The following is a 20336-nucleotide window of genomic DNA, read 5'->3' as shown; positions in this document are numbered from 1 at the left end:
CCGATATGGTAAAGGTTAAATAAAACGGGATTTCTTTATAATTTTTTCTCAATTTAGATGTATGTTTTACTGAATGGTGTTATACTGTTAAAATACCCCCAAAGGAGATTGTGTTTTGAAAAAAGAAATTCCATTGTATCTATTTATTTGCAAAAAGATTGAGGATGATATTTACAACGGCAAATTAAAACTGGGTGACCCCCTGCCATCTGAGCCTAAAATCAGCAAACAAATGGGTGCCAGTCGCAATTCCGTTCGAAAAGCCCTGCGTCTGCTGCAGGAGAATAATCTTATATTCTGCTCCCATGGTAAAAACGCTCAGGTAATTTTTGACAGCCGCCTGCCGGAGCACCGCGGCGCCTATGAAAAACGCTTTGAAAACCGGCGTCATGGCATCAGTGACATATACCGGATGCTTTCCATTCTCTTACCCAGCATCACGACATATGGCGTTTCAAGATGCAGCCGCGAGGATTACAGGACTCTTTATGAGATGGCCGAAAACCTGGATTCTGCCAACCCGATTGAAATGTTCGCTTTTCATTGCCGGTTTGTCCGCAATATCCTGAGACGAACAGACAATCCTTTTGTCATCGAGCTTTTTGAGCAGCTTTGTGATTTTGTCCGGATTGATTCCATTCACAGCAGCTTTACCGGCCATACGCTCCATGAGGGGCTTTCTGAAAAAGACATTAAGGGCTGGTACAAAGAATTGTTGGATTACGCTGCTAAGCAGAATTTTAAACATTTTCACCACCTGCTGCTCCAGGGGCTCAATGAAATCAGCAAACGCTTTGACGCTGTCCATATAGCCAACGCGCCTGCGCCCGCGGAGGCCGAGCATTTCAACTGGTTTATCGACAACGCGCCGACACCGCTCTATTTAAGGATTGCCAGTGACATTATGTGGGAGAGCGAAAAATCCGGCAACGTGGCCGGCGATTTCCTTCCTTCCGAATCAGAGCTGCGCAGAACTTACAGCGTATCGCCGGTTACGGTTCGCAAGGCCCTGTCGATCCTGAACTCCCTCGGTCTGACCAGAACCTTTAATGGAAAGGGTACACAAATCGTCTTTGAGCGTCCCCATTCGCAAGAGGTCCTCGGTCAGCTTGACGAATATCTGAGCAGCCTTCAGATTCTGCGCTACTCCTGCAAGGCCATCGCTTTTGACGCCTTCAAATCCATGACTGAGGAGGATAAAAAATATATTCTCAACTTTCTGGAAAGCAGACGTTACAGCCGCGGCGTCACCACCGTCCTAACCGATACTCTGATCACATCGATCCAGTCCCCGGCCATGCAGAATATCTATGAGCATCTGAAGATTAAGCTGGCCTATGGCGTTATCCTTAAAACCTTTGTCAGCAACGACGATTATGATCGTGTTGACCGGCTTTTATACGGCGATATGGATAAGCTTGCGAAAGCTGTCACAAACAATGACACCGCCCTGTTGGGAAAAATTATTGAAAATACCTACAGGCATACCTATGAGTATTCAGAGAACAAATTGAAGCTTCTATACTCAGAGCAGCCCGATGAAATTAAGGAAAAGACGTCCTGATCCTCTGCGATGAAACCGCTTTAATAAAATCTGCAAATGATTAACCCGGGTTTTCGCACTGGAAAAATTCGTATAGCTCTTGAGACTTTTTTGCACTTAATATATAATTTAGACAGTTAGTTAAACTCAAATTTTTAGGAGGATCATTCGATTATGTTAGTATCAGCAAAAGAAATGCTTAACAAAGCAAAAGCAGGCCATTATGGTGTGGGACAGTTCAACATCAATAACCTTGAATGGACCAAAGCGGTTCTTCAGACGGCCAACGAACAGAGATCACCTGTTATCCTGGGGGTTTCTGAAGGTGCTGGAAAATATATGTGTGGCTATAAAACAGTCACCAACATGGTTAACGGTATGCTGGACGAATTAAATATTTCAGTTCCGGTTGCCCTGCATCTGGATCACGGCAGCTACGAAGGTGCAAAGGCCTGTATCGCAGCCGGCTTCTCATCCATCATGTTTGACGGTTCTCATCTTCCTTTCGATGAAAACATCGAAAAAACAAAAGAACTGGTTGAAATCTGCCGCGGCAAGGGCTTATCTCTGGAAGCGGAAGTCGGTGCTATCGGCGGCGAAGAAGATGGTGTTATCGGAACCGGCGAATTCGCTGATCCTGAAGAATGTAAAAAAATCGCTGATTTAGGCGTAACCATGTTAGCCGCCGGAATCGGCAATATCCACGGAAAATACCCGGAAAACTGGCAGGGCTTAAACTTCGACGTTTTAGCCCAAATCCAGGCAAAAACCGGCGAAATGCCGCTCGTACTTCACGGTGGTACCGGTATTCCGGACGAAATGGTTCGGAAAGCCATTGATTTAGGCGTAGCCAAGATCAATGTTAACACCGAATGCCAGCTCGTATTTGCCGAAGCAACCAGAAAATACATCGAAACCGGCAAAGACCTTGAAGGCAAAGGTTTTGATCCTCGTAAATTACTGGCTCCTGGCACACAGGCCATTAAAGATATCGTAAAAGTAAAAATGGATCTTTTCGGTTCCACCGGAAAGGCCGACGCTTAAGCAGCGCAAAAAAAGTCCGGGACGTAACTTTTAGTTACGCCCCGGTTTTTTAATGCTTTGTTTAATTTTAAAGCTCTTCCAGGTCTTCCTGGGTCAGCAGCTTCACGCCGCTTCTGGAAAGCGCCTCAATGGCTTTTTCATTGTTTTCCACTCTCAGGATCATGTAGGCCAGATCCTTTTTGCGCGTGATAAAAGCATAGGTGTATTCCAGATTAATACTGTTATCGCCCAGAATCTTCAGAATATTTTTCAGCGCGCCCGGTTCATCCGGAACAGCGGCTGCCAGTACCGGCGTCAGTTTAAAGATGTAGCCTGCCTCTTTCAGGACCGTCGACGCTTTATAGGAATCGTCCACAATGACACGGACAATGCCAAAATCCTTGGTTTCGGCAAGGGAAAGAGCGCGCATGTCGATATCATTTTCGGACAGAACATCCACAAATTTCGACAACTGGCCGGCTTTGTTTTCCACAAATACAGAAATCTGTTTAATAGTCATCACTTACACCTCGTTTAATATAAATTACGTTTATCAATGACGCGGACTGCCTTGCCCTCGCTGCGGGTAATGGACTTCGGCGCAACCAGCTGAACATTGGCATAAATGCCAAGCATGGCCTTGAGTGCATCCACCAGTTCTTTTTCTCTGGCAGAAACCTCTCTCAGGTTATCAGAGAACATTTCAAGGGTCATTTCCACCTGAACATCCAGCTTATCGCTGTTGTTTTCACGGCTGACAATGATCTGATAATTTGCCGGGTAGCCCTTGTTTAAGAGCACTGTTTCAATCTGGGATGGGAACACATTCACGCCCTTTACGATGAGCATATCATCGCTGCGGCCCATTGGCTTGGTCATCTTGACATGAGTTCTGCCACAGGAGCATTTTTCACGGCTCAGGACACAGATGTCACGGGTGCGGTAGCGCAGCAGCGGGAAGGCTTTTTTGGTAATGCTTGTGAATACCAGCTCGCCCTTTTCGCCGTCCGGCAGCACCTCACCGGTGTTCGGGTCGATGATTTCAGCGATAAAGTGGTCTTCATTGATGTGCATGCCGGTCTGTTCACAGCACTCAAAGGATACGCCCGGACCGGAGATCTCAGTGAGCCCGTAAATGTCATAGGCTTTAATGCCAAGCTTATTCTGAATATCCTGACGCATTTCCTCACTCCAGGCTTCTGCGCCAAAGATACCGGCTTTCAGCTTGATTTCATCCTGCAGGCCCATTTCACAAACCGTTTCGCCCAGAAATGCGGCATAGGATGGCGTACAGCAGAGAATCGTGGAGCCCAGATCCCGCATAAACTGAATCTGTCGTTCCGTATTCCCTGAGGACATGGGCAGCGTCAGGCAGCCCACCTTGTGGGAACCGCCGTTTAAGCCGGGGCCGCCGGTAAACAGACCGTAGCCATAGGAGACGTGCACCACGTCCTCCTTGGTTCCGCCGGCCGCCACAATGGCACGGGCACAGCATTCATCCCAGAGGTCAATGTCGTCCTGGGTATAAAAAGCGACGACCCGCCGTCCGGTGGTGCCGCTGGTAGACTGGATACGCACACAGTTTTCAAGGGGCTCCGCCAGAAGGCCATAGGGATACGCCTCTCTCAGGTCATCCTTTGTCAAAAACGGCAGCTTGTGTAAATCATCCACGCCCTTTATATCATCAGGGGTCACCTTTTTTTCGTCCATCAGATTTTTGTAATAGGGGACGTTTTCATAAACATGCTTAACCGTCTCAACCAAACGTTCATCCTGCCAGGCCCGGATCTGTTCCCGCGAGGCACACTCGATTTCAGGCTGGAAATAGTTCTCCATAATTTTCAATTCCTCTCTGTTATTCTAAGCAGCCGGCAGCTGCCGTATGCTTTATTATATTGTATACTTTATTATATCATACCATTTTGACGCTTCACCGTAAACATAAATTCTTTTGTTCTTGTGTATTAAAATTTATACTTTTTGGAGCTGCAGCCGCCCTTAAGCCCTACTCCCGGTAATAATAAAAATCGGATTGGAGGCTTTGAGCATGGTCAGGCCGCCGATAAACTCGCCCCGGCTGACGCCTACCTGAATCATATCCACGTCGGTAAAGTACTTGCGCATCAGGGTTGTGGCCAAAGAGGCGTTTTCCATAGTGACAAAGTTGGCTACCAGTCTGCCGCCCGGATTCAGATGCTCCCTGCACCAGATAAAGATTTCCTCGAGCTGTCCGCCGGTACCGCCGATGATGACCTTATCGACCTTTTCTTCGATTTTCTCAAGCACAGCCGGCGCTTTTCCCGGAATGATGGTCACATTATCTGCGCCGAATTTCTCAATGTTCTGTTTCTCAAGCTCCAGCGCGGCCTCTTTGGCTTCAACCGCGTAAACCCTGCCTTCATTTGCCGCGTAAGCTGCCTCCATGGTCAGGCCGCCGGTACCAGCGCCAATATCAACCACGATATCCTTTTCCTGAATACCCAATAAAGAGATGGTCAGAATCCGAACCTCCCGCTTTGTCATCGGCGCTTTGCCCCGGATGTAATCCTCATCTTTATATCCTGCTACTCTACTCATCTGCAATCACCACTACGGCCATGCCCTTTTCTTTAAAGCCAAGGCCCTCCTCCACTGTTAATCTTGTAATCCGTTCGTCTGAATAGGAGAGATCCTCCCCAACATAGAGGAATTTTTCCCCATAACCGTTTTCTCTCAGCTTTTTGGCAATATAGGCTGTATTGTGCTCACCATCGGTCAGAATACCGACCTTATTTCCGGTTGCCACCCGTTTCAGTAAATCCTGATCCCTGCCGTGCAGGCTCATCATCTCGGCGTCCTGCCAGGTCATGCCGATTTTGGCAAAAAGGTACTGTAAGGATGAAATCCCCGGAATAGCCTCAATATCCTCCGGCGGAACATTCTTTTTCGTGTAGGTCAAAAGACTGTAGAAGCCGCAGTCACCCGACACGACAACGGCTGTTTTCCGGACCGGATAATATTCCTTTACACGCTGCATCAGCTCGGATAAAGGCGTTCCCCTGCCGATGATCATGACTTCCTTGCCTGTGGCGTCAAAGCTTTCCAGATGACGCTCTCCGCACAGGATCACCTCCGCCGCGGCAATTTCCTTTTTAGCGATGGGAAGAATATAATCGGGGTTTCCCGGCCCCAGGCTCACTACTTTTAATTTATACATAGCGCTTTCACCCTGTCCTTTGCTTTGGCGCTTTCTCCTAAAAGTCCGTGCGCCTTTGAGAAAATGATTGTCTCAATTTCTATATTGTCATAAACCTTTGCCTCGCAACGTTTTTTAACCGCTTCGGCCAGGTGGTCAAAATAACCCGGAAGTTTTTCCTCAAGCAGGTAGTCTACGGCCTCGTCGGTGGTGGTGCTGTTCATGATTTTTTCCACGCAAGCCTGGCTGCCGCCAAGAAGCGCGCAGTGCGCCGCCAGAATTTCCATCCGCCCGTCCGCCACAGCGCTGTGCGTGTTGAACAGGCCGCCTGCCACCTTTACCAGCTTTCCCAAATGCCCGACAAAGAGAATCTTTTTAAAGCCCATCCGCTCTGCTTCCTCCAGCATAAAGCCAATAAAATTGCTGGTTTTCACAAGTACCTCGGTATTCAGGTGAAGTGATTCCACAAAATCCTTGCCATAATTACCGGGAACAAAGATGATCTCATCAACGCCCTTCGCCTTGAGCATGGACAGCTCCAGCCGCATGGATTCCTTCAGCGCATCCTCGCTCATGGGCTCAACGATACCGGAGGTGCCCACGACGGACAAGCCGCCGACAATCCCAAGCTTGGGATTAAAGGTCCGTTTAGCCAGAACCTCACCGTCCGGGATGGAGACCTCTACCTCATAGCCGCCCGCCGCTTCGTAGTCCTTCATCACTTTCATGATTTCACGGGTGATCATCTCCCGGGGAACCGGATTGATGGCCGGCTCTCCCACTGGCAGGCTCAGTCCCTTCAGGGTAACCTTACCGACGCCCCGGCCGCCTTTAAAAACAATACCGGGCTCGGCCTTTTGGGTCACCTTCACAAAAATTTTAACGCCGTTTGTAATATCCGGATCGTCGCCGCCATCCTTGATCACTGAGCAGGAAGCCCAGTTCTCACCGATTTCGCAGTCAAACAGCTCGATGGTCAGCGGCCACCCCTTTGGGGTGTCAATGCCAATGGTTTCAAGCTTTTTACCACCCAGCAGCATGGACACCGCGCCCTTTGCCGCCGCTGTGGCGCAGGAGCCTGTGGTGTAGCCATAGCGCAGCCGCTTGCCGCCTTTTTCTATATATTTTTCCAGCATATTATCCTCGCTAAAAGAGGCCTTTGCAGCACCGTTTGTGCCCCGGGCACCCCGATTTCTGCATCGGCCTCCTTTTTTCTTAATCCTGTTTATAGTGTGATGTCGTAATCCTTTTTGATCAGCAGAGTGGACAGATAAGGAATATCGCCCTTGAGCACTTCAATATCGCGGATAATGGTCTGATTTTCCATACCGATATTGGATACCAGCACAAAGGAATTTTCCAGTCCGCGTTTTTCCAGCTCTTCAGCCAGACGTTTATTGTCCGCGCTGACCTTCATAATAACAATGTTGCGGTGCGCGTCCAGAATCTGCTGTATTTCCTCAATGGGCTGTGTCATTGCCACGATCCCGAGCGATTCCTCACCCTGGGTCAGCGGAACATTGATCTGAGCCGCCAGGTTGCAGAAGGACGGCACGCCGGAAAGGGTGATCACCTCAACGCCCCGCTCCAGAAGGTATTCCATCACATAGGAATAGGTGCTGAACACCATCGGATCGCCAAGGGTCAAGAAGACAACGCTTTTTCCCTCTTCCAGAATTTTTTCAATCTCGTCGGCGTTTTCCTTCCACTGCTTTTCCAGGGTTTCACGTTCTGCGCTCAGGGAAAGCATTGGGAAAGACATTTCCACAACACGCGTATGGTCGGTAATATGGCTTTCCACAATACGGTAAGCGATGCTTGGTTTTCCCATCTTTTTAGTCGGTGTAATGATCACATCTGCCGACTGCAGAATTTTGTGTGCCTTTACTGTCAGTAAATCCGGATCTCCAGGGCCGACGCCCAAACCATAAAATATACCTTTCATTCTTCCTCTTACCAATCCCGTCCTAATTTATAGAGCATGGCGTTTAAAATCGCCGCAACCACCGGGCTGCCGCCCTTTCTGCCGTTAATGCGAATGTATGGAACCGCCAGGGCGTCCAGCTCGTCAAGGGCTTCCTTGGATTCTGCCGCGCCCACAAAACCGATGGGAGCGCCCACGATTAAATCTGGCTTCGCTTTTCCTTCTTTGATGAACTCAATGAGCTTATACAGCGCAGTCGGCGCGTTGCCAATGGCAAAAATGCCGACGCTGTCGTCGTCCAGAGCTTTTTCCATGCCCACGGTTGAACGGGTAACGCCCCGTTCCTTGGCGGCCTTTGCCACATCCTCGTCGTGAACGTAGTTGACAATTTCAAGCTGGTGGTCCGCCAGCGCTTTGCGGTTGACGGCTACCTTGATCATGCTGGTATCCGCATAGATTTTTTTGCCGGCCGCAAGGGCTTTCAGGCCGCTTTCGACTGCGTTGTTCTTAAATTCAATCAGGTCAGCGTACTCAAAATCAGCGGTGGTGTGGATCACACGCTTTACAATATCCGCGATCTCCGGCGGAAAGGTCTTTCCGCCGAGCTCCTCGGTAATAATCTCAAAGCTTCTTTTCTCAATTTCTTTCGGGTTGTTGATATAAGCTGTCATTTAGTTTTCCTTTCGTTGTTTGCGCGGTAAACCCGCTTCATAAATGGCTGAAGCCCAAAATAAAGGCCGCCGCTCAATCCTCTATGGAAACCTTCAGGCCTCCGGGAATGATATTCTTCAAAAACAGCGCGTCGTAGTCCTGTTTGGGGACAACGTTCAAAAATCGCTGCATAAAAGCAGTGTAGTCAAAGGCCTCCTCGCTGTACAGCACGCCGATTACCGTGCCGCTGTGGCCTGTGATAACCCCGTGCCCGCCGAATGCCTCCGACAAGGCCGCCAATGCCTCGAGATGGGGTTTATATAGGATTTTCTGGTTCAGCCTGGCGCTTTCGGTGCAGGCGCGTCCGATGGCGTCAAGGCTTTTATCCCGCAGCCCCTGTTTAAAAAGCTCCAGAACCTCTCCGAACCGCGCGACCTCCTCACGTGTGTAGCCATCCTGCTGGCGGTGAAAATTCATGGTGTTGACAGCGCCCTTGAACTCGACGATCAATATCTGCGCTTCCAGCTGCGCCTCAAAATTGATCAGCACGTCGCCGCACACATGGTTGAAAAGATTCAGCCGCTCAAACATGATATTGTCCGTCGGTTCGATGAACACGCAGAGCTCCGCAATGGTTTTATCGCTGAGCCCCAGATCATAATAAGCGCTCAGGCCCCTGGCAATCCCGGCGATATCTGCGGTGCTGCTGGCCATGCCCTTTTCAATGGGAATTTCCGAGGACATCTGAATATTGATATGGTGCTTCTCCTCCCTTGGAATGCTGTACTCTGAAAAGATCAGCTCCAGCATCTGTACCGCCTTGGTGTCGAGCATACGGGTGGCCGGCCCTTCCACAATGCGGATATTGGAGTAAAGATCAATGGGACAGGATACGAGGCACGGCTGTTCGTGATAGATTCCCTGGATAAATTCTCCGCAGGAGCCCGGCGATTTAACCGTTACTGTTCTCACTGTCCTGTTCCTCCAACCTCTTGATTTTTTCGGCTTTGTCTAACAGCGCCAGCAAAAACTGCGGGTTGCTGTAGAAATGAATGTGCGGGTACCCGGCAAGGGTATTTTTCCTGCAGAAGCCGCAGGTCCATTTCCGGTCTCCCTTGGTAATCTGGTAACGCGTGGGGATTGGCTCCCTCTCATGCACCAGGCTGTGATGAAACTCATGCCCTTTAATCTGTATGGGCGTGCCGTGGATCACGGTGTCAATGTCAATATAACCAAACCGCTGAAGCCGCTTGGTCATCTTTGTGTCCGCCTTAAAAAAGCCTGCCGCCCGGTATTTTTCGCCGTCCAGCATTTCCATGCTCTCTGTGAGATACATCAGGCCGCCGCATTCCGCAAAACAGGGAAGGCCGTTTTCCAAAGCGTTTTTTATACTCTCCCTGAAGGCGTGGTTCTTCTCAAGGTCTCGCCCGAACATTTCCGGAAAACCGCCGCCGATGTACAGGGCGTCCAGACCCTCGGGCAGTCCGCTGTCCTCAAGGGGACTGAAGGGCACCAGCCGGACCCCCAGCTTTCTGAGCGCGTTGAAATTATCCTCATAATAGAAGCTGAAGGCCTTGTCCTTAGCGAAGCCTACGGTCAAATCTGCGTAACGGCCCGCACAGGCGTCAAAGGGGTCCTCCCGAACGTCCGGTATGGCTTCTCTGCGGCTGAGCGCTAACATCCTGTCGAGATCAATATGCTGCTCTGCCAGCGCCGCCGCCTTTTCCACCTGCTCCCGGAGGCCCTGAAGCTCGTCCACCGGAATAAGGCCGAGATGCCGGCTGTTCATGACAATATCCGGACAATTCGGAAAATAGCCAACACAAGGAACCCCCGTGCAGGTCTCAATCATTTCCTTTAAAAGCTGATAGTGAGATTCCGAAGCAATCTTATTGATGATCACACCGGCAATCCGGGTTTCCGGGTCAAAATCCACATAACCCTTGACCATGGCCGCCGCGCTTTTGGACATGCCCCGGCCGTCGATGATCAGAAAAACCGGCGCGTCCACCACCTTTGACAGGTAAGCGCTGCTGCCCACATCGGTTTCCAGCCCGTGGCCGTCATAGAGTCCCATGACCCCTTCGATCACCGCGATGGAATCCTCGGACAGCTTGTGGTAAAACAAGGACCGGATGGTCTCCCGATCCACCATCCAGGTGTCCAGGTTGGTGGATTTCTTTCCAGTGACAAAGGTGTGGAACATCGGATCAATGTAATCCGGTCCGGTTTTAAAGGGAACCACTGAACCGTTCCTTTTGCACAGGGCAGACATCACCCCCATGGTCACGGTTGTTTTCCCAACATTACTGCTGACTCCTGCCAGCATAAAAGTATTCATAGCACAATCTCCCAGGTTATCCCAATTTCTAACGTTGCTGAAGCAATTCTAAAAACGCGTCGTGGTCTCCGATTTCGACCACGGTTTTTCTCGCGCGTATCTTATTCAGACAGGCTTCCAGCCTGCCCTCGGTAAAATCGTTATTCAGGCAGTTTGCGTGCAGGTAAATCTCCGCGTCCAGGGTCTCCAGACCCTCCAGATTATTGACGTTGCCAAGTCCAAAGGGCACATCTGCAACCAGAACGATGTCGGCGTCCTGCATCAGCTTTAAGTTTTCCCGCTGCTTTTCCATGGAGATGGTCGTAAAAGGCCGTTCCCCGACAATATCAAGATTCAGCGACTTACAGACCAGCCAGTCGTCGCTGCCCTCATTGATGACGCCGGCGGTTACCCAGTGTCCCATGTCGTCCAACTCCTCAATGACCTTTGAGGCGCCGCTGCCGCCGCAGATCACATGGATGTGAAGCGGATTGCGGGCTTCCTCGCCCTCCAGCACACGGATGGGCACGATCTCCGGCTTCTCAAAAACCGCGTTTTCCCGCACCAGCATCTTCATATTATAAAGCTGTTTTAAATTCCGCTCAATGACCACGTCCGCCGGCGGCCCGTCCGCCACTACCCGGCCGTCCTGAATCATGATCAGGCGTTTACAGTACCGGGATGCCAGGTTGATATCGTGAAGCACAGCCACCACAGTCATATGGTCATTTTTATTGAGCTGGTCGATTAATTCCATCACCTCAATCTGATGGTGCACATCCAGCGCGGAGGTGGGCTCGTCCAGCAGAATAATGTCCGGCTCCTGTGCAATGGCCCGCGCGATGATCACACGCTGCTTTTCGCCGCCGCTGAGCTCATTGAACATGCGGCCTCTGAAGCCCAGCGTCTTGGTCATCTTCATGGCCTGCTCCACAATGCGGTAATCCTCTGCGCCCTCGCGGTCCTTATAGCTCAGATAAGGGTTCCTGCCCATGAGCACAATGTCCTCAACCGTAAAGTCATAGTCGATATCAAAGGACTGGGGCACTACGGCCACCATCTGAGAGCGTTCACGCTGTTTGAGCCCGGCGTTGTCTTTACCTTTGACCACAATCCTGCCGCCAGTGATCGGCAGAAGGCCGGACAGGCATTTGAGCAGTGTGGATTTACCCGTGCCGTTTGAGCCGATAAGGCCGACAAACTCACCCTTGTGGATATCCGCTGTAAAGCCCTTGATGACTTCCTTATCCCCGTAGCCGGTATGGACACCTTCAAATTTCAGCATGACTGAGTTTTCCATTATCGGGTGCCTCCTTTCTTCGATTTACGCAGAAGGTAAATAAAGAAGGGGCCGCCAAAGGCAGCGGTGATGATCCCGACGGGGATTTCCTGTGAGGAAACCGTCCGGGCCAGCGTGTCACAGATAATGAGGAAGGTGCCGCCGAATACCAGTGAAAAGGGCAGCAGAATCCGGTGCTTGGGCCCGGATAAAATCCGCACAATGTGCGGCACCACCAGGCCGACAAAGCCGATAATCCCGGTCACAGAGACCACCGCCGCGGTGATCACCGATGAGACAACCAGCACCTTTTTCTTCAGGTGGTCGGTATTGACACCCAGTTGTGTGGCAGCATCCTCACCGAGAAGCATGATATCCAGCTCCCGGACCGTGGTGAATAAAATCAGGCACCCGATAATAACGTAAGGCAAAACAGTGATTACCTGGCTCCATCCCTTACCGTTCAGACTGCCCATGGTCCAGAACATAATCTGATTCATGCTCTGAACATTGAAAATCATAAGCAGGGACATAAAAGCCGTCAGCGACTGGCTCACGGCGATCCCGCTCAGCAGAAGGGACGCAACCGGCACTTTTCTCCCGACCTTTGAAATGTTGTACACTAAAAAGATCGCCAGAAAGGCGCCTACAAAGGCCAAAACAGCGATTCCGTTCAATCCCAGGAAGCCTGTTGAAAAATGCATGACAATGCCGATGGAAGCGCCCAGCGCAGCGCCGGAGGAAACCCCCAGAATAAAAGGATCCGCCATGGGATTCTTAAAAATCCCCTGGTAGGCTGCGCCGCAGACCGCCAGCGCCCCACCTGTCAGAAAGCCCAGAATGACCCGTGGCAGCCGGACATTCCAGATAATCGCAATGTTGCCGGCAGAGATGCCATCCATATTCACAGGCAGGTGCAGGACTTCATGCAGCAAAATCCGGTTGGCCTCGCCAAAGGGAATGGAGGTAATGCCTACGATGGTGCATAAATAAATTAAGATCAGGCACCCTGCAATGGATAAGGGCATCGCGTATTTTTTTAACTTTATTTTCATCCGTCCTCTTCCTTAACCGTCTGTTTAAAACCTCCGCAGGCGGCTGGCACCTGCGGAGAAGTCTTTTTACTTAAATTGGTCCGGGTAGACCGCTGTAGCCAGAAGCTCCAGTCCATCGACAATACGGGGTCCTGGACGCTGGATCAGGTCGCTGTCCGGAGAAAGCATTTCATAGTAGACAATGGCGTTATTCTTAACCGCATTGATCTGGTCAAAGCCCGGTACCTTTTTAATTTCGTCCGGTGTGGTAAAGAAGGACACATAGACATCCGGGTTCTTTGCGATGATCTGTTCAACGCTCAGCTGCGGCCAGTCTGTGCCGGCGTCGGAGGCAATGTTTTTGGCGTTAATATCCTTGAGCATGTTGCCCAGCAGGGAGTTGTCCCCAGCGCTGTAGTAACCACCGATATCAATAAAAACGGATTTCTGCGGGTCAGCCGCCGCTGCCTTTTCCTTGATTTCTTCGTATTTTTTCGTCATGCTGTCAGTGATTTCCCTGGCCTTATCATTGGTGTTAACCACCTTACCTGTGTTGATGATGGTGCTTTCCACCGCGTCTACTGACATCGGTGTATAGGTAATGACCTTCGCGCCCGTGGCTTCAAGCTGGCTGCGGACGTCATCGCTGATCAGATCACCCGCCAGAATAACGTCCGGCGCCAAAGAAATAATCTTTTCCACATTGGGGTTATTGTAATCACCGATGGTTGCCACCTGGGCGGCTTCCTCCGGATAATTGCAGTAATCTGTCTTTCCGACCACCTTGTCTCCCACACCCAGCGCGAACAGGATTTCGGTATTCGCGGGCGACAGAGAAACGATCTTTGTGGGTTCCTTTTCGATTTCCACATTATTTCCCAGATCATCGGTAATGGAAACGGGATAAGCGGTGTCTCCGGTCACTGCGCCGGACACGCTGCCGCTCCCCTGATCCTTTGAACTGCAGCCCGCCGCGCCAGATAACAGCGCCGCACAGGCCAGGGCCATCAGCAAACTTTTCAATACTCTCTTTTTCATTGGTCCCTCCCAAAAATTTAAAACTGCTTAAAACAAAGAAAACCGACCCCAAAGGAAAGGCCGGATTATTTGTGACATACAATCCTCTGCTTCCCTCCGAAGTGATTATATTGCTTTGCTTCAAGTGTCCTGACTCTTGCTTCCTTCTCCATCCTCCCTTCCCATCAGGATACGCCTGACAGTGGTCTATGAGGATCTTGTCTGCAATTACAGTAGCGGGGGCTGTAGCGGATTTCAACCGCTTTCCTCTAACAAAACAGCATCATTAAGTTGTTAATTGAAGTTTAGCACAAATCCCCGAATTGTGCAATTAGAAATTATTGTTATCCAGGTCCAGACTGCTGCGAACCGCACGGCAGAAATCAAGGGGCTCCCGCTTTTTCCATTCTTCGCTGGCAATGACCTCGTAGGAGATAAAGTCGATCCCCGTACTCAAAATCTCCGGCATGACCTCACCGAAGGGAATCTCTCCCTCGCCCGGTATCCAGTGCCGGTCGATGTGCAGGTCGTTATCGGACAGGTGCAGCGCCTTGATGCGGTCTTTATAGGTTTTGAGGATCTTTCCTCTGCCGCAGTGCAGCATATAATCATGGGAACTGTCATAGCACATGCCAAAATGGTCGGTATGAATGGCGTCCAGCAGGCCTTTCAGCAAAAACGGGCGCGACACATTTTCGACTGCGATATCCACTCCGTACTTCTCTCCGGCCTCCGCCAGCGCTGAGAAAAAGGCTAGGCCGTTTTCCCACTTATAGGGGCCGAGGTCCAGATCATTGGTGTGCACCACCACAGCCGGAATCTCAAAGGTTCGGCAGTCCCGCACAAAGCTGACAAAGGTTTCTAAAAGCTCTCTGGTTTGTGCAGGCTCCTTTTCCCAAATGTCGTTATAACCAATAAAGGGCGCGTGAATATTGGTGATCCCAAGCTCTTTGCTCCGCACAATGTCTGGAAATTTTTCTTTTTCCAGATGGTAGGGCTCGCACTCGTCCTCCCAGGAAATCATGACCTCGTCAAAGCCGGCGGCTTTGATCACGTCAATGCGCTCCTCAAAGGGCATGAAGTAGCCAAACCACGAAAACATACTGTATTTCATTCGTCTCTCCTATTCATTCTGAAGCCTGGGGATGCTCAGGTCAAAGGGCGGATACACAACGCCCTTCTCGGTGATGATGGCCGTAACATTCTGATGCGGGGTGACGTCAAAGGCCGGGTTTTCCATGCGCACGCCGTCCGGGGCAATCTGCTGTCCCTTGATATGGCTGATCTCACGGGTATCCCGCTCTTCAATGACAATATCCTCGCCAGACCACATATTAAAATCAATGGTTGAGGTCGGCGCCGCCACGTAGAAGGGAATACCGTGAGCCTTTGCCAGAATGGACACGCTGTAGGTTCCGATCTTGTTAGCCACATCGCCATTTCGGGCAATGCGGTCCGCACCTACCACCACACAGTCAATCTTTCCCTGCTTCATCATCCAGCCAGCCATATTGTCTGTGATCAGCGTGACCGGAATGCCGTCCTTGTGCAGCTCGTAGGCGGTCAGACGGGCTCCCTGCAGAAAGGGTCTTGTCTCATCGGCGTAGACGGAAATTTCTTTCCCTGCCTCCCAGGCGGCGCGCACAACACCGAGGGCTGTCCCGTAATCGGCTGTGGCGAGGGCGCCTGCGTTACAGTGGGTCAGGATGGTATCCTTGCGGTGGATCAGCTCTGCGCCGTAAGCGCCCATATCCCGGCACATCTGGATATCCTCGGCGCAGATGGCGTCCGCCTCGGCTTTCAAAAGCGCCGTGATCGCCACCGGTGTTTTTTCCGCGTTGGCCTTGATCACGCCTTCCATCCGGTCCACTGCCCAAAACAGGTTGACCGCGGTCGGCCGGGTTGCACGGAGCACCTGGCAGACAGTCTCCATTTCTTTTAAAAAGGCCTGCTGCGGCAGCTTCTCAAATTCCAACGCGCCAAAATAAACGCCGTACCCGGCAGTCACGCCGATGGCCGGCGCGCCGCGGACAATCATATCCACAATGGCGACGGCAATCTCACGGTAGTCGGTGTAACTGTGCGTTACCTCCTCGGTTGGCAGCAGAGTCTGGTCAAGCATTTTTAAAGCGCCGTTTTCATAATAAACAGGTTTCATCATTCTTCCTTTCTCGGTATCTGAAAAAGCCTCCCTTGGTTAAGGGAGGGCAGAATGTCAAAAACTGTGAGACAAAGCCTTTTACCTAAGTAAGAAAAAGCGTCCTGCGAGTACTGCACTCACATCTGCATTTTCTTCACTGAAGTTAACGCCTGATCTCTCCATTGTCCGGCTGTTCCAGTAAAACGGCACGATTCCTGACCGTTATCCGCAGCGCCTGGACCTTTTTCCTTATCTGGATAAAAGGCGCAGTCTCGTGCTGCGCTAACGCTTTGACAATCTGGCCTCACCTATATTTTAAGGGAGGTATCTTTTTTTATATGCGTTCAATCATCTTAAAAATCAGCTGTTTTACACGGTCGTTGTTATCCTCGAGCACGCGCACCACATCCTCAGCCTGTACCGGCTTGATATCCGGGCGGCCCTCCAGTCCGGCGTCGTAGTCTGTGATCAGGGCGATGTTGACAACCGGAATGCCCTTTTCCAGACACAGGTACCCCTCCGGATACTGGGTCATATTGACCACGTCAGCTCCCATCATGGCGAACATGCGGCTTTCGGCACGGGTTGAGAACCTCGGTCCGTTGATCACGACAATGGTGCCGCCGTCGTGGGTTTTGATGCCCAGTTTTTCCGCTTCCTCGAGAGCAATCTGGCGCAGGCCGGAATCGTAGGGATCGGCTGAGCTCAGATGCACCACATTGGGGGACTCGTTAAAGGTATCCCTGCGGCCTGAGGTCATGTTGATAAACTGGTCGGTGACCACAAAATCGCCGGGTGCGATCTCCGGACGCAGCGAGCCCACGCAGCAGGGTGAGATCAGCGCCCGGATTCCCAGCTGGGCAAAAGCATCGATGTTGGCCCGATAGTTGATCTCGGATGGGTTCAGGGTATGGTCCTTGCCGTGTCTTGGCATAAAGGCCACCTTTTTATCGCCAACGGTCACCAGGCTGATGGCGTCAGAGGTTTTGCCGTAGGGTGTATCCACCTCAATCTTCTTAACGTCCGGATACAGCTCATAGAGACCGGAACCGCCGATCACGCCGATATCTGCTTTATAATATAACATTGCTTATCTCCTTGTTCCTTTATACTACTGTAAATCCCAGTGATGACTTGAAATGCTCCAGCGCCCACTTGTGGCCCTCGGCATTAAAACTCGCCACACGGTTTCTGTGAACGGTGACCGCATAACCCAGATTATAGGCGCTGATGGCCGTGTGCAGAACACAGATGTCTGTGCACACGCCAGCCAGCTCCAGGTTCCAGATCTGGTTCTGCCTGAGCAGGATATCCAGAGCGGTCCCGGCAAAGGCCGAGTAGCGGAGCTTGTCCATGTAAAAAACCTGCCTGTTTTCAAGCGCCTGATAGCTTCTCAGCCGCTCAGCGGTCTTTCCATACACCGCTCTGCCGGGGCTTCCCAAAAGATTATGGGGCGGAAACAGCCTGGTTTCGGGATGCGTCTCGTCGTTTTCCAGATGCAGATCGTTCACCACAAAAACCATGCCGCCGGCCTCAAGGGTCTCAGAGACGGCGGCGGCCAGATTATCATCAATGGCCTGGGCGGGCGCGCCGGCGGTCAGCTTGCCGTCGGGCGCTACAAAATCATAGGTATAATCAATCAGAATGAGTGCCTGATCCATGTTACCACTCCTTCAGCTTAATAGTTTTTCTTCCAACCGCCCTTTTTAAGGCCGTCGTCCTCGTCCAGATTTGTGGCCTTAAAGCCCAGCCACTTGTACTTGGAGTCATCCTCTTCCTCTGCCGGAGCCGAATCTGCGTCCGAGGCCTGCGGAGCGGGCGCAGGGTCATTAAATACAGGCGCCTCATCCGGGATAAAATCGTCGCCGACAACATCCTTGGCGATTTCGATGGCAGCGCTGAGCACATTGGCCACACTGGAGGCATCCAGCAGCTCAATCTCTTCCTCAACGGGTTCGGGTGCCTGGGCGGGTTCAGGCTGCGGCTTTGCCGCTGGCTGAACAGGTTCCGCTTCTGGCACTGCGGCTGCCGGAGCTTCCGCGGCCTGCGGGGCGGGTTCTGCCACCGGGGGCTCCGCTGCTGCTTCCGGTTCTGCCGCAGCATTTTCTTCCGGTTTTTCTTCTTTTTCTTCTTCCTCAGGCACGTTAAATTTGGGAATCGGACGTTTTTTTAGTTCTTCCTCCGCTTCCTCGACGCTCCGTTTAAAACCGAGCCATTTGTATTTGGCGTCCTCCTCGTCCTCAGAGGATGTAGTGTCGGGCTGAGCCAGTGGTTCCGCCGCGGCGGCCTCCGGTTCGGCATCCGGCACGGGTTCTGCGCTGGACTCAATCATTTCCTCGGCCAGCGCCGCGGTTTCTTCAGGCGCTGCCGGGGCTTCCTCAGGTGCTTCCTCCCGCCAGGGGCGTTCCTTGACATATTCACCGCTGTCCAGAGCTTCGCTTTTAAAGCCAATCCAGCTCTTCTGCGGCTTGTAGGCAGGATCCTCTGCTTTTTCAAGATTCTGCTTTTTCATGTTGTCGATCCAGCTTTCCTGGCGTTTAACGCTTGGACGCACCTCGTTCCGGGCTTCGGGCGCTGTGTCTGAAAAACGCAGCCAGCTCTTTTTGGCGTCCGGAAAATGGGCTTTAATCGCGTCCATTGAAATCTTTTCATTGCTCATAAGCGCCATGACCGCGCACAGTTTTTCCGGCAGATGGCCTTCCTTTGGCCAGAGCAGGAGCACACCGATTTCATACTTACAGATGGCGTCCACGTCAAAGCCCAGGGATTCGAGCGAGAAACGCATAAGCTCCGGATGGCGGCACTTCTGTCCCTTCGGCTTGGCGCAGCCCTCACCGGAAATATCGCAGACATGACAGTTGCCTGGCATTAAGGACAACGTTCCCGGAAATTCGGCTTCCAGATCCAGAAGATCCTTCCAGGATTCAACCTTCATGGCCTGCATGACCTGCTTGCAGTACTCGGCCACCGGCTGAATCCCAAAAATTTTCTGGCGGTCTTCCCTCGGAATTTCATATTCTCTGGCGATCAGATACATATATTTGAATTCCTTTAAAAACAAAGCCTCGTCGAAGGCATAGTCCGGGCAGGACCAATATTTGTTGTAGTTGGGACAAGCCGCGCAGTAGCGGCGGGTTTTTCGCAGTTGATGATACTCTTCGAGCATTTTGTCCATTTCCACCGGACCGATGCTAAATTTGTGAATATAATCCATCCCATTACCTCTTTTCATCTATACAAATTTCATCTTGTTTAACACGATTTTCGGGTAAATTTTAGTAAATTTACATTTAGATTTATTGTACCTTACCTTTAAACGAACATCAACCCAACTTTTTGTCTATTACAGATAACTTTTCACAAAAAAACTTCAATTTTCTAAGAATGGCTAGATTTTACTCTATTAGCCGTTTTCATTTTCTACATTTTTGTCCCGCTGGGACAAAAAATGCGAAATGACAAAAAATTACCATATTTTTTTTGAGACACCCATATTATAATAACTGTAGGAAAAATTCGAAGGGAGTTTAGCGAATGGAATATTCTCATGAAGTAAATAGTATGTGCTGCGTAGCCAGCAATGCAAACCACGGCTGTGCCCCAATCCCTGAAGAAGGCAGATGGGTACAGGCAAAAGAAGTTAAAGACATTTCCGGTTTAACACATGGTGTAGGCTGGTGCGCCCCTCAGCAGGGTGCCTGTAAATTAACCTTAAATGTAAAGGACGGTATCATTCAGGAAGCCCTGATTGAAACCATCGGCTGCTCTGGCATGACACACTCCGCCGCGATGGCGTCTGAAATCCTGCCGGGTAAAACAATTCTTGAAGCCCTGAATACAGACCTTGTCTGCGACGCCATCAATACCGCCATGCGCGAGCTGTTTTTACAGATCGTTTATGGCCGTACTCAGACCGCTTTCTCTGAAGATGGTCTTCCGGTCGGTGCTGGCCTTGAAGACCTGGGCAAAGGCCTCAGAAGCCAGGTTGGCACCATGTACGGTACACTGGCAAAAGGACCGCGTTACCTGGAAATGGCAGAAGGCTATGTCACAAAGGTCGCTTTAAACGAAAAAGACGAAATCATCGGTTACGCTTTCGTACAGCTCGGCAAAATGATGGAAAACATCAAAAAGGGCATGGATCCGAAAGAAGCCATGGACGCAGCTTCCGGCCAGTATGGACAGTTCGATGGTGCTGCTAAGTACATCGACCCGAGAAACGAATAGGAG

General features: G+C 51.0%; 20 protein-coding genes and 1 riboswitch. Of the genes, 3 read left to right on the top strand and 17 right to left on the bottom strand.

Annotated elements, in window-relative coordinates; all coding sequences use genetic code 11:
• Positions 1–115: 115 nt before the first annotated feature.
• Positions 116–1564: a GntR family transcriptional regulator gene (locus I2B62_RS06855; protein WP_195268243.1), complete on the top strand. Its 1449-nt coding sequence runs from the start codon at positions 116–118 to the stop codon at positions 1562–1564.
• A 153-nt stretch (positions 1565–1717) separates the two neighbouring features.
• Positions 1718–2587: a class II fructose-1,6-bisphosphate aldolase gene (gene fba, locus I2B62_RS06850; protein ID WP_195268242.1), complete on the top strand. Its 870-nt coding sequence runs from the start codon at positions 1718–1720 to the stop codon at positions 2585–2587.
• Between the two features lie 67 nt (positions 2588–2654).
• Here the strand turns inward: fba and I2B62_RS06845 are convergent, their stop codons facing one another.
• The 17 genes from I2B62_RS06845 to I2B62_RS06765 all read right to left on the bottom strand — a co-directional run bounded on the left by I2B62_RS06845 (position 2655) and on the right by I2B62_RS06765 (position 19320).
• Positions 2655–3086: an acetolactate synthase gene (locus I2B62_RS06845; RefSeq protein ID WP_195268241.1), complete on the bottom strand. Its 432-nt coding sequence runs from the start codon at positions 3084–3086 to the stop codon at positions 2655–2657.
• A 14-nt stretch (positions 3087–3100) separates the two neighbouring features.
• On the bottom strand, positions 3101–4402 hold the full coding sequence (locus I2B62_RS06840) for a phenylacetate--CoA ligase (protein ID WP_195268240.1): 1302 nt from the start codon (positions 4400–4402) through the stop codon (positions 3101–3103).
• A gap of 162 nt (positions 4403–4564) precedes the next feature.
• Positions 4565–5143, bottom strand: a complete 579-nt coding sequence (gene cbiT / locus I2B62_RS06835; RefSeq protein ID WP_195268239.1) for a precorrin-6Y C5,15-methyltransferase (decarboxylating) subunit CbiT — start codon at positions 5141–5143, stop codon at positions 4565–4567.
• Positions 5136–5762 carry a precorrin-6y C5,15-methyltransferase (decarboxylating) subunit CbiE gene (cbiE, locus tag I2B62_RS06830; RefSeq protein ID WP_195268238.1) on the bottom strand — a complete coding sequence of 209 codons (627 nt, stop codon included), beginning with the start codon at positions 5760–5762 and terminating at the stop codon, positions 5136–5138. Before cbiE ends, cbiT begins: the two co-directional genes overlap by 8 nt.
• A complete protein-coding gene (gene cbiD, locus I2B62_RS06825; RefSeq protein WP_207735962.1) occupies positions 5750–6877 on the bottom strand; it encodes a cobalt-precorrin-5B (C(1))-methyltransferase CbiD in 1128 nt (375 codons plus the stop codon). Before cbiD ends, cbiE begins: the two co-directional genes overlap by 13 nt.
• An 89-nt stretch (positions 6878–6966) precedes the next feature.
• The gene (gene cobI, locus I2B62_RS06820; RefSeq protein ID WP_195268237.1) at positions 6967–7686 is read right to left on the bottom strand and encodes a precorrin-2 C(20)-methyltransferase; all 720 of its coding nucleotides are present in this window, start codon (positions 7684–7686) and stop codon (positions 6967–6969) included.
• An 8-nt stretch (positions 7687–7694) separates the two neighbouring features.
• Positions 7695–8336: a precorrin-8X methylmutase gene (locus I2B62_RS06815; RefSeq protein WP_195268236.1), complete on the bottom strand. Its 642-nt coding sequence runs from the start codon at positions 8334–8336 to the stop codon at positions 7695–7697.
• Between the two features lie 73 nt (positions 8337–8409).
• Positions 8410–9288: a GHMP kinase gene (locus I2B62_RS06810; protein ID WP_195268235.1), complete on the bottom strand. Its 879-nt coding sequence runs from the start codon at positions 9286–9288 to the stop codon at positions 8410–8412.
• Entirely contained in the window at positions 9269–10657 is a 1389-nt protein-coding gene (locus I2B62_RS06805; protein ID WP_195268234.1) for a cobyrinate a,c-diamide synthase, read from the bottom strand. Before I2B62_RS06805 ends, I2B62_RS06810 begins: the two co-directional genes overlap by 20 nt.
• Positions 10658–10685: 28 nt before the next feature.
• Positions 10686–11936: an ABC transporter ATP-binding protein gene (locus tag I2B62_RS06800; protein WP_195268233.1), complete on the bottom strand. Its 1251-nt coding sequence runs from the start codon at positions 11934–11936 to the stop codon at positions 10686–10688.
• Positions 11936–12970, bottom strand: a complete 1035-nt coding sequence (locus I2B62_RS06795) for an iron chelate uptake ABC transporter family permease subunit (protein ID WP_195268232.1) — start codon at positions 12968–12970, stop codon at positions 11936–11938. The genes I2B62_RS06800 and I2B62_RS06795 overlap by 1 nt, the downstream gene beginning before the upstream one ends.
• A gap of 66 nt (positions 12971–13036) precedes the next feature.
• Positions 13037–13987, bottom strand: coding sequence for an ABC transporter substrate-binding protein (locus I2B62_RS06790; protein WP_195268231.1), 951 nt, complete (start codon positions 13985–13987; stop codon positions 13037–13039).
• Between the two features lie 101 nt (positions 13988–14088).
• A riboswitch (cobalamin riboswitch) is annotated at positions 14089–14264 on the bottom strand.
• A 33-nt stretch (positions 14265–14297) separates the two neighbouring features.
• Positions 14298–15080, bottom strand: a complete 783-nt coding sequence (locus I2B62_RS06785; protein WP_195268230.1) for a sugar phosphate isomerase/epimerase — start codon at positions 15078–15080, stop codon at positions 14298–14300.
• A 9-nt stretch (positions 15081–15089) separates the two neighbouring features.
• Positions 15090–16124: an S-methyl-5-thioribose-1-phosphate isomerase gene (gene mtnA / locus I2B62_RS06780; protein WP_195268454.1), complete on the bottom strand. Its 1035-nt coding sequence runs from the start codon at positions 16122–16124 to the stop codon at positions 15090–15092.
• 316 nt (positions 16125–16440) lie between these two features.
• Positions 16441–17193, bottom strand: coding sequence for an MTAP family purine nucleoside phosphorylase (locus I2B62_RS06775; RefSeq protein ID WP_195268229.1), 753 nt, complete (start codon positions 17191–17193; stop codon positions 16441–16443).
• Positions 17194–17212: 19 nt separating this feature from the next.
• On the bottom strand, positions 17213–17767 hold the full coding sequence (locus I2B62_RS06770) for an isochorismatase family cysteine hydrolase (RefSeq protein ID WP_195268228.1): 555 nt from the start codon (positions 17765–17767) through the stop codon (positions 17213–17215).
• Between the two features lie 17 nt (positions 17768–17784).
• A complete protein-coding gene (locus I2B62_RS06765) occupies positions 17785–19320 on the bottom strand; it encodes a DUF2284 domain-containing protein (protein ID WP_195268227.1) in 1536 nt (511 codons plus the stop codon).
• Between the two features lie 320 nt (positions 19321–19640).
• Here I2B62_RS06765 and I2B62_RS06760 point away from each other — a divergent pair, with 320 nt between their 5' ends.
• Positions 19641–20333: a nitrogen-fixing protein NifU gene (locus I2B62_RS06760; RefSeq protein WP_013379082.1), complete on the top strand. Its 693-nt coding sequence runs from the start codon at positions 19641–19643 to the stop codon at positions 20331–20333.
• Positions 20334–20336: the final 3 nt, after the last annotated feature.

The organism is Eubacterium sp. 1001713B170207_170306_E7 (assembly GCF_015547515.1).
In the GTDB taxonomy this organism is placed as follows: Bacteria; Bacillota; Clostridia; order Eubacteriales; family Eubacteriaceae; genus Eubacterium.
Note: the sequence above shows the minus strand (reverse complement) of the source record. Positions and strands in the feature narration are given on the sequence as shown.

Excerpts from the sequence above, each read along its gene's own strand:
- cobI (WP_195268237.1), bottom strand. The coding sequence starts at position 7,686 with ATGAAAGGTATATTTTATGGTTTGGGCGTCGGCCCTGGAGATCCGGAT.
- fba (WP_195268242.1), top strand. The coding sequence starts at position 1,718 with ATGTTAGTATCAGCAAAAGAAATGCTTAACAAAGCAAAAGCAGGCCAT.
- I2B62_RS06805 (WP_195268234.1), bottom strand. The coding sequence starts at position 10,657 with ATGAATACTTTTATGCTGGCAGGAGTCAGCAGTAATGTTGGGAAAACA.
- I2B62_RS06775 (WP_195268229.1), bottom strand. The coding sequence starts at position 17,193 with ATGTTATATTATAAAGCAGATATCGGCGTGATCGGCGGTTCCGGTCTC.
- cbiD (WP_207735962.1), bottom strand. The coding sequence starts at position 6,877 with ATGCTGGAAAAATATATAGAAAAAGGCGGCAAGCGGCTGCGCTATGGC.
- I2B62_RS06760 (WP_013379082.1), top strand. The coding sequence starts at position 19,641 with ATGGAATATTCTCATGAAGTAAATAGTATGTGCTGCGTAGCCAGCAAT.
- I2B62_RS06795 (WP_195268232.1), bottom strand. The coding sequence starts at position 12,970 with ATGAAAATAAAGTTAAAAAAATACGCGATGCCCTTATCCATTGCAGGG.
- I2B62_RS06765 (WP_195268227.1), bottom strand. The coding sequence starts at position 19,320 with ATGGATTATATTCACAAATTTAGCATCGGTCCGGTGGAAATGGACAAA.
- I2B62_RS06785 (WP_195268230.1), bottom strand. The coding sequence starts at position 15,080 with ATGAAATACAGTATGTTTTCGTGGTTTGGCTACTTCATGCCCTTTGAG.
- I2B62_RS06770 (WP_195268228.1), bottom strand. The coding sequence starts at position 17,767 with ATGGATCAGGCACTCATTCTGATTGATTATACCTATGATTTTGTAGCG.
- mtnA (WP_195268454.1), bottom strand. The coding sequence starts at position 16,124 with ATGAAACCTGTTTATTATGAAAACGGCGCTTTAAAAATGCTTGACCAG.
- I2B62_RS06840 (WP_195268240.1), bottom strand. The coding sequence starts at position 4,402 with ATGGAGAACTATTTCCAGCCTGAAATCGAGTGTGCCTCGCGGGAACAG.
- I2B62_RS06815 (WP_195268236.1), bottom strand. The coding sequence starts at position 8,336 with ATGACAGCTTATATCAACAACCCGAAAGAAATTGAGAAAAGAAGCTTT.
- I2B62_RS06800 (WP_195268233.1), bottom strand. The coding sequence starts at position 11,936 with ATGGAAAACTCAGTCATGCTGAAATTTGAAGGTGTCCATACCGGCTAC.
- cbiT (WP_195268239.1), bottom strand. The coding sequence starts at position 5,143 with ATGAGTAGAGTAGCAGGATATAAAGATGAGGATTACATCCGGGGCAAA.
- I2B62_RS06790 (WP_195268231.1), bottom strand. The coding sequence starts at position 13,987 with ATGAAAAAGAGAGTATTGAAAAGTTTGCTGATGGCCCTGGCCTGTGCG.
- I2B62_RS06845 (WP_195268241.1), bottom strand. The coding sequence starts at position 3,086 with ATGACTATTAAACAGATTTCTGTATTTGTGGAAAACAAAGCCGGCCAG.
- cbiE (WP_195268238.1), bottom strand. The coding sequence starts at position 5,762 with ATGTATAAATTAAAAGTAGTGAGCCTGGGGCCGGGAAACCCCGATTAT.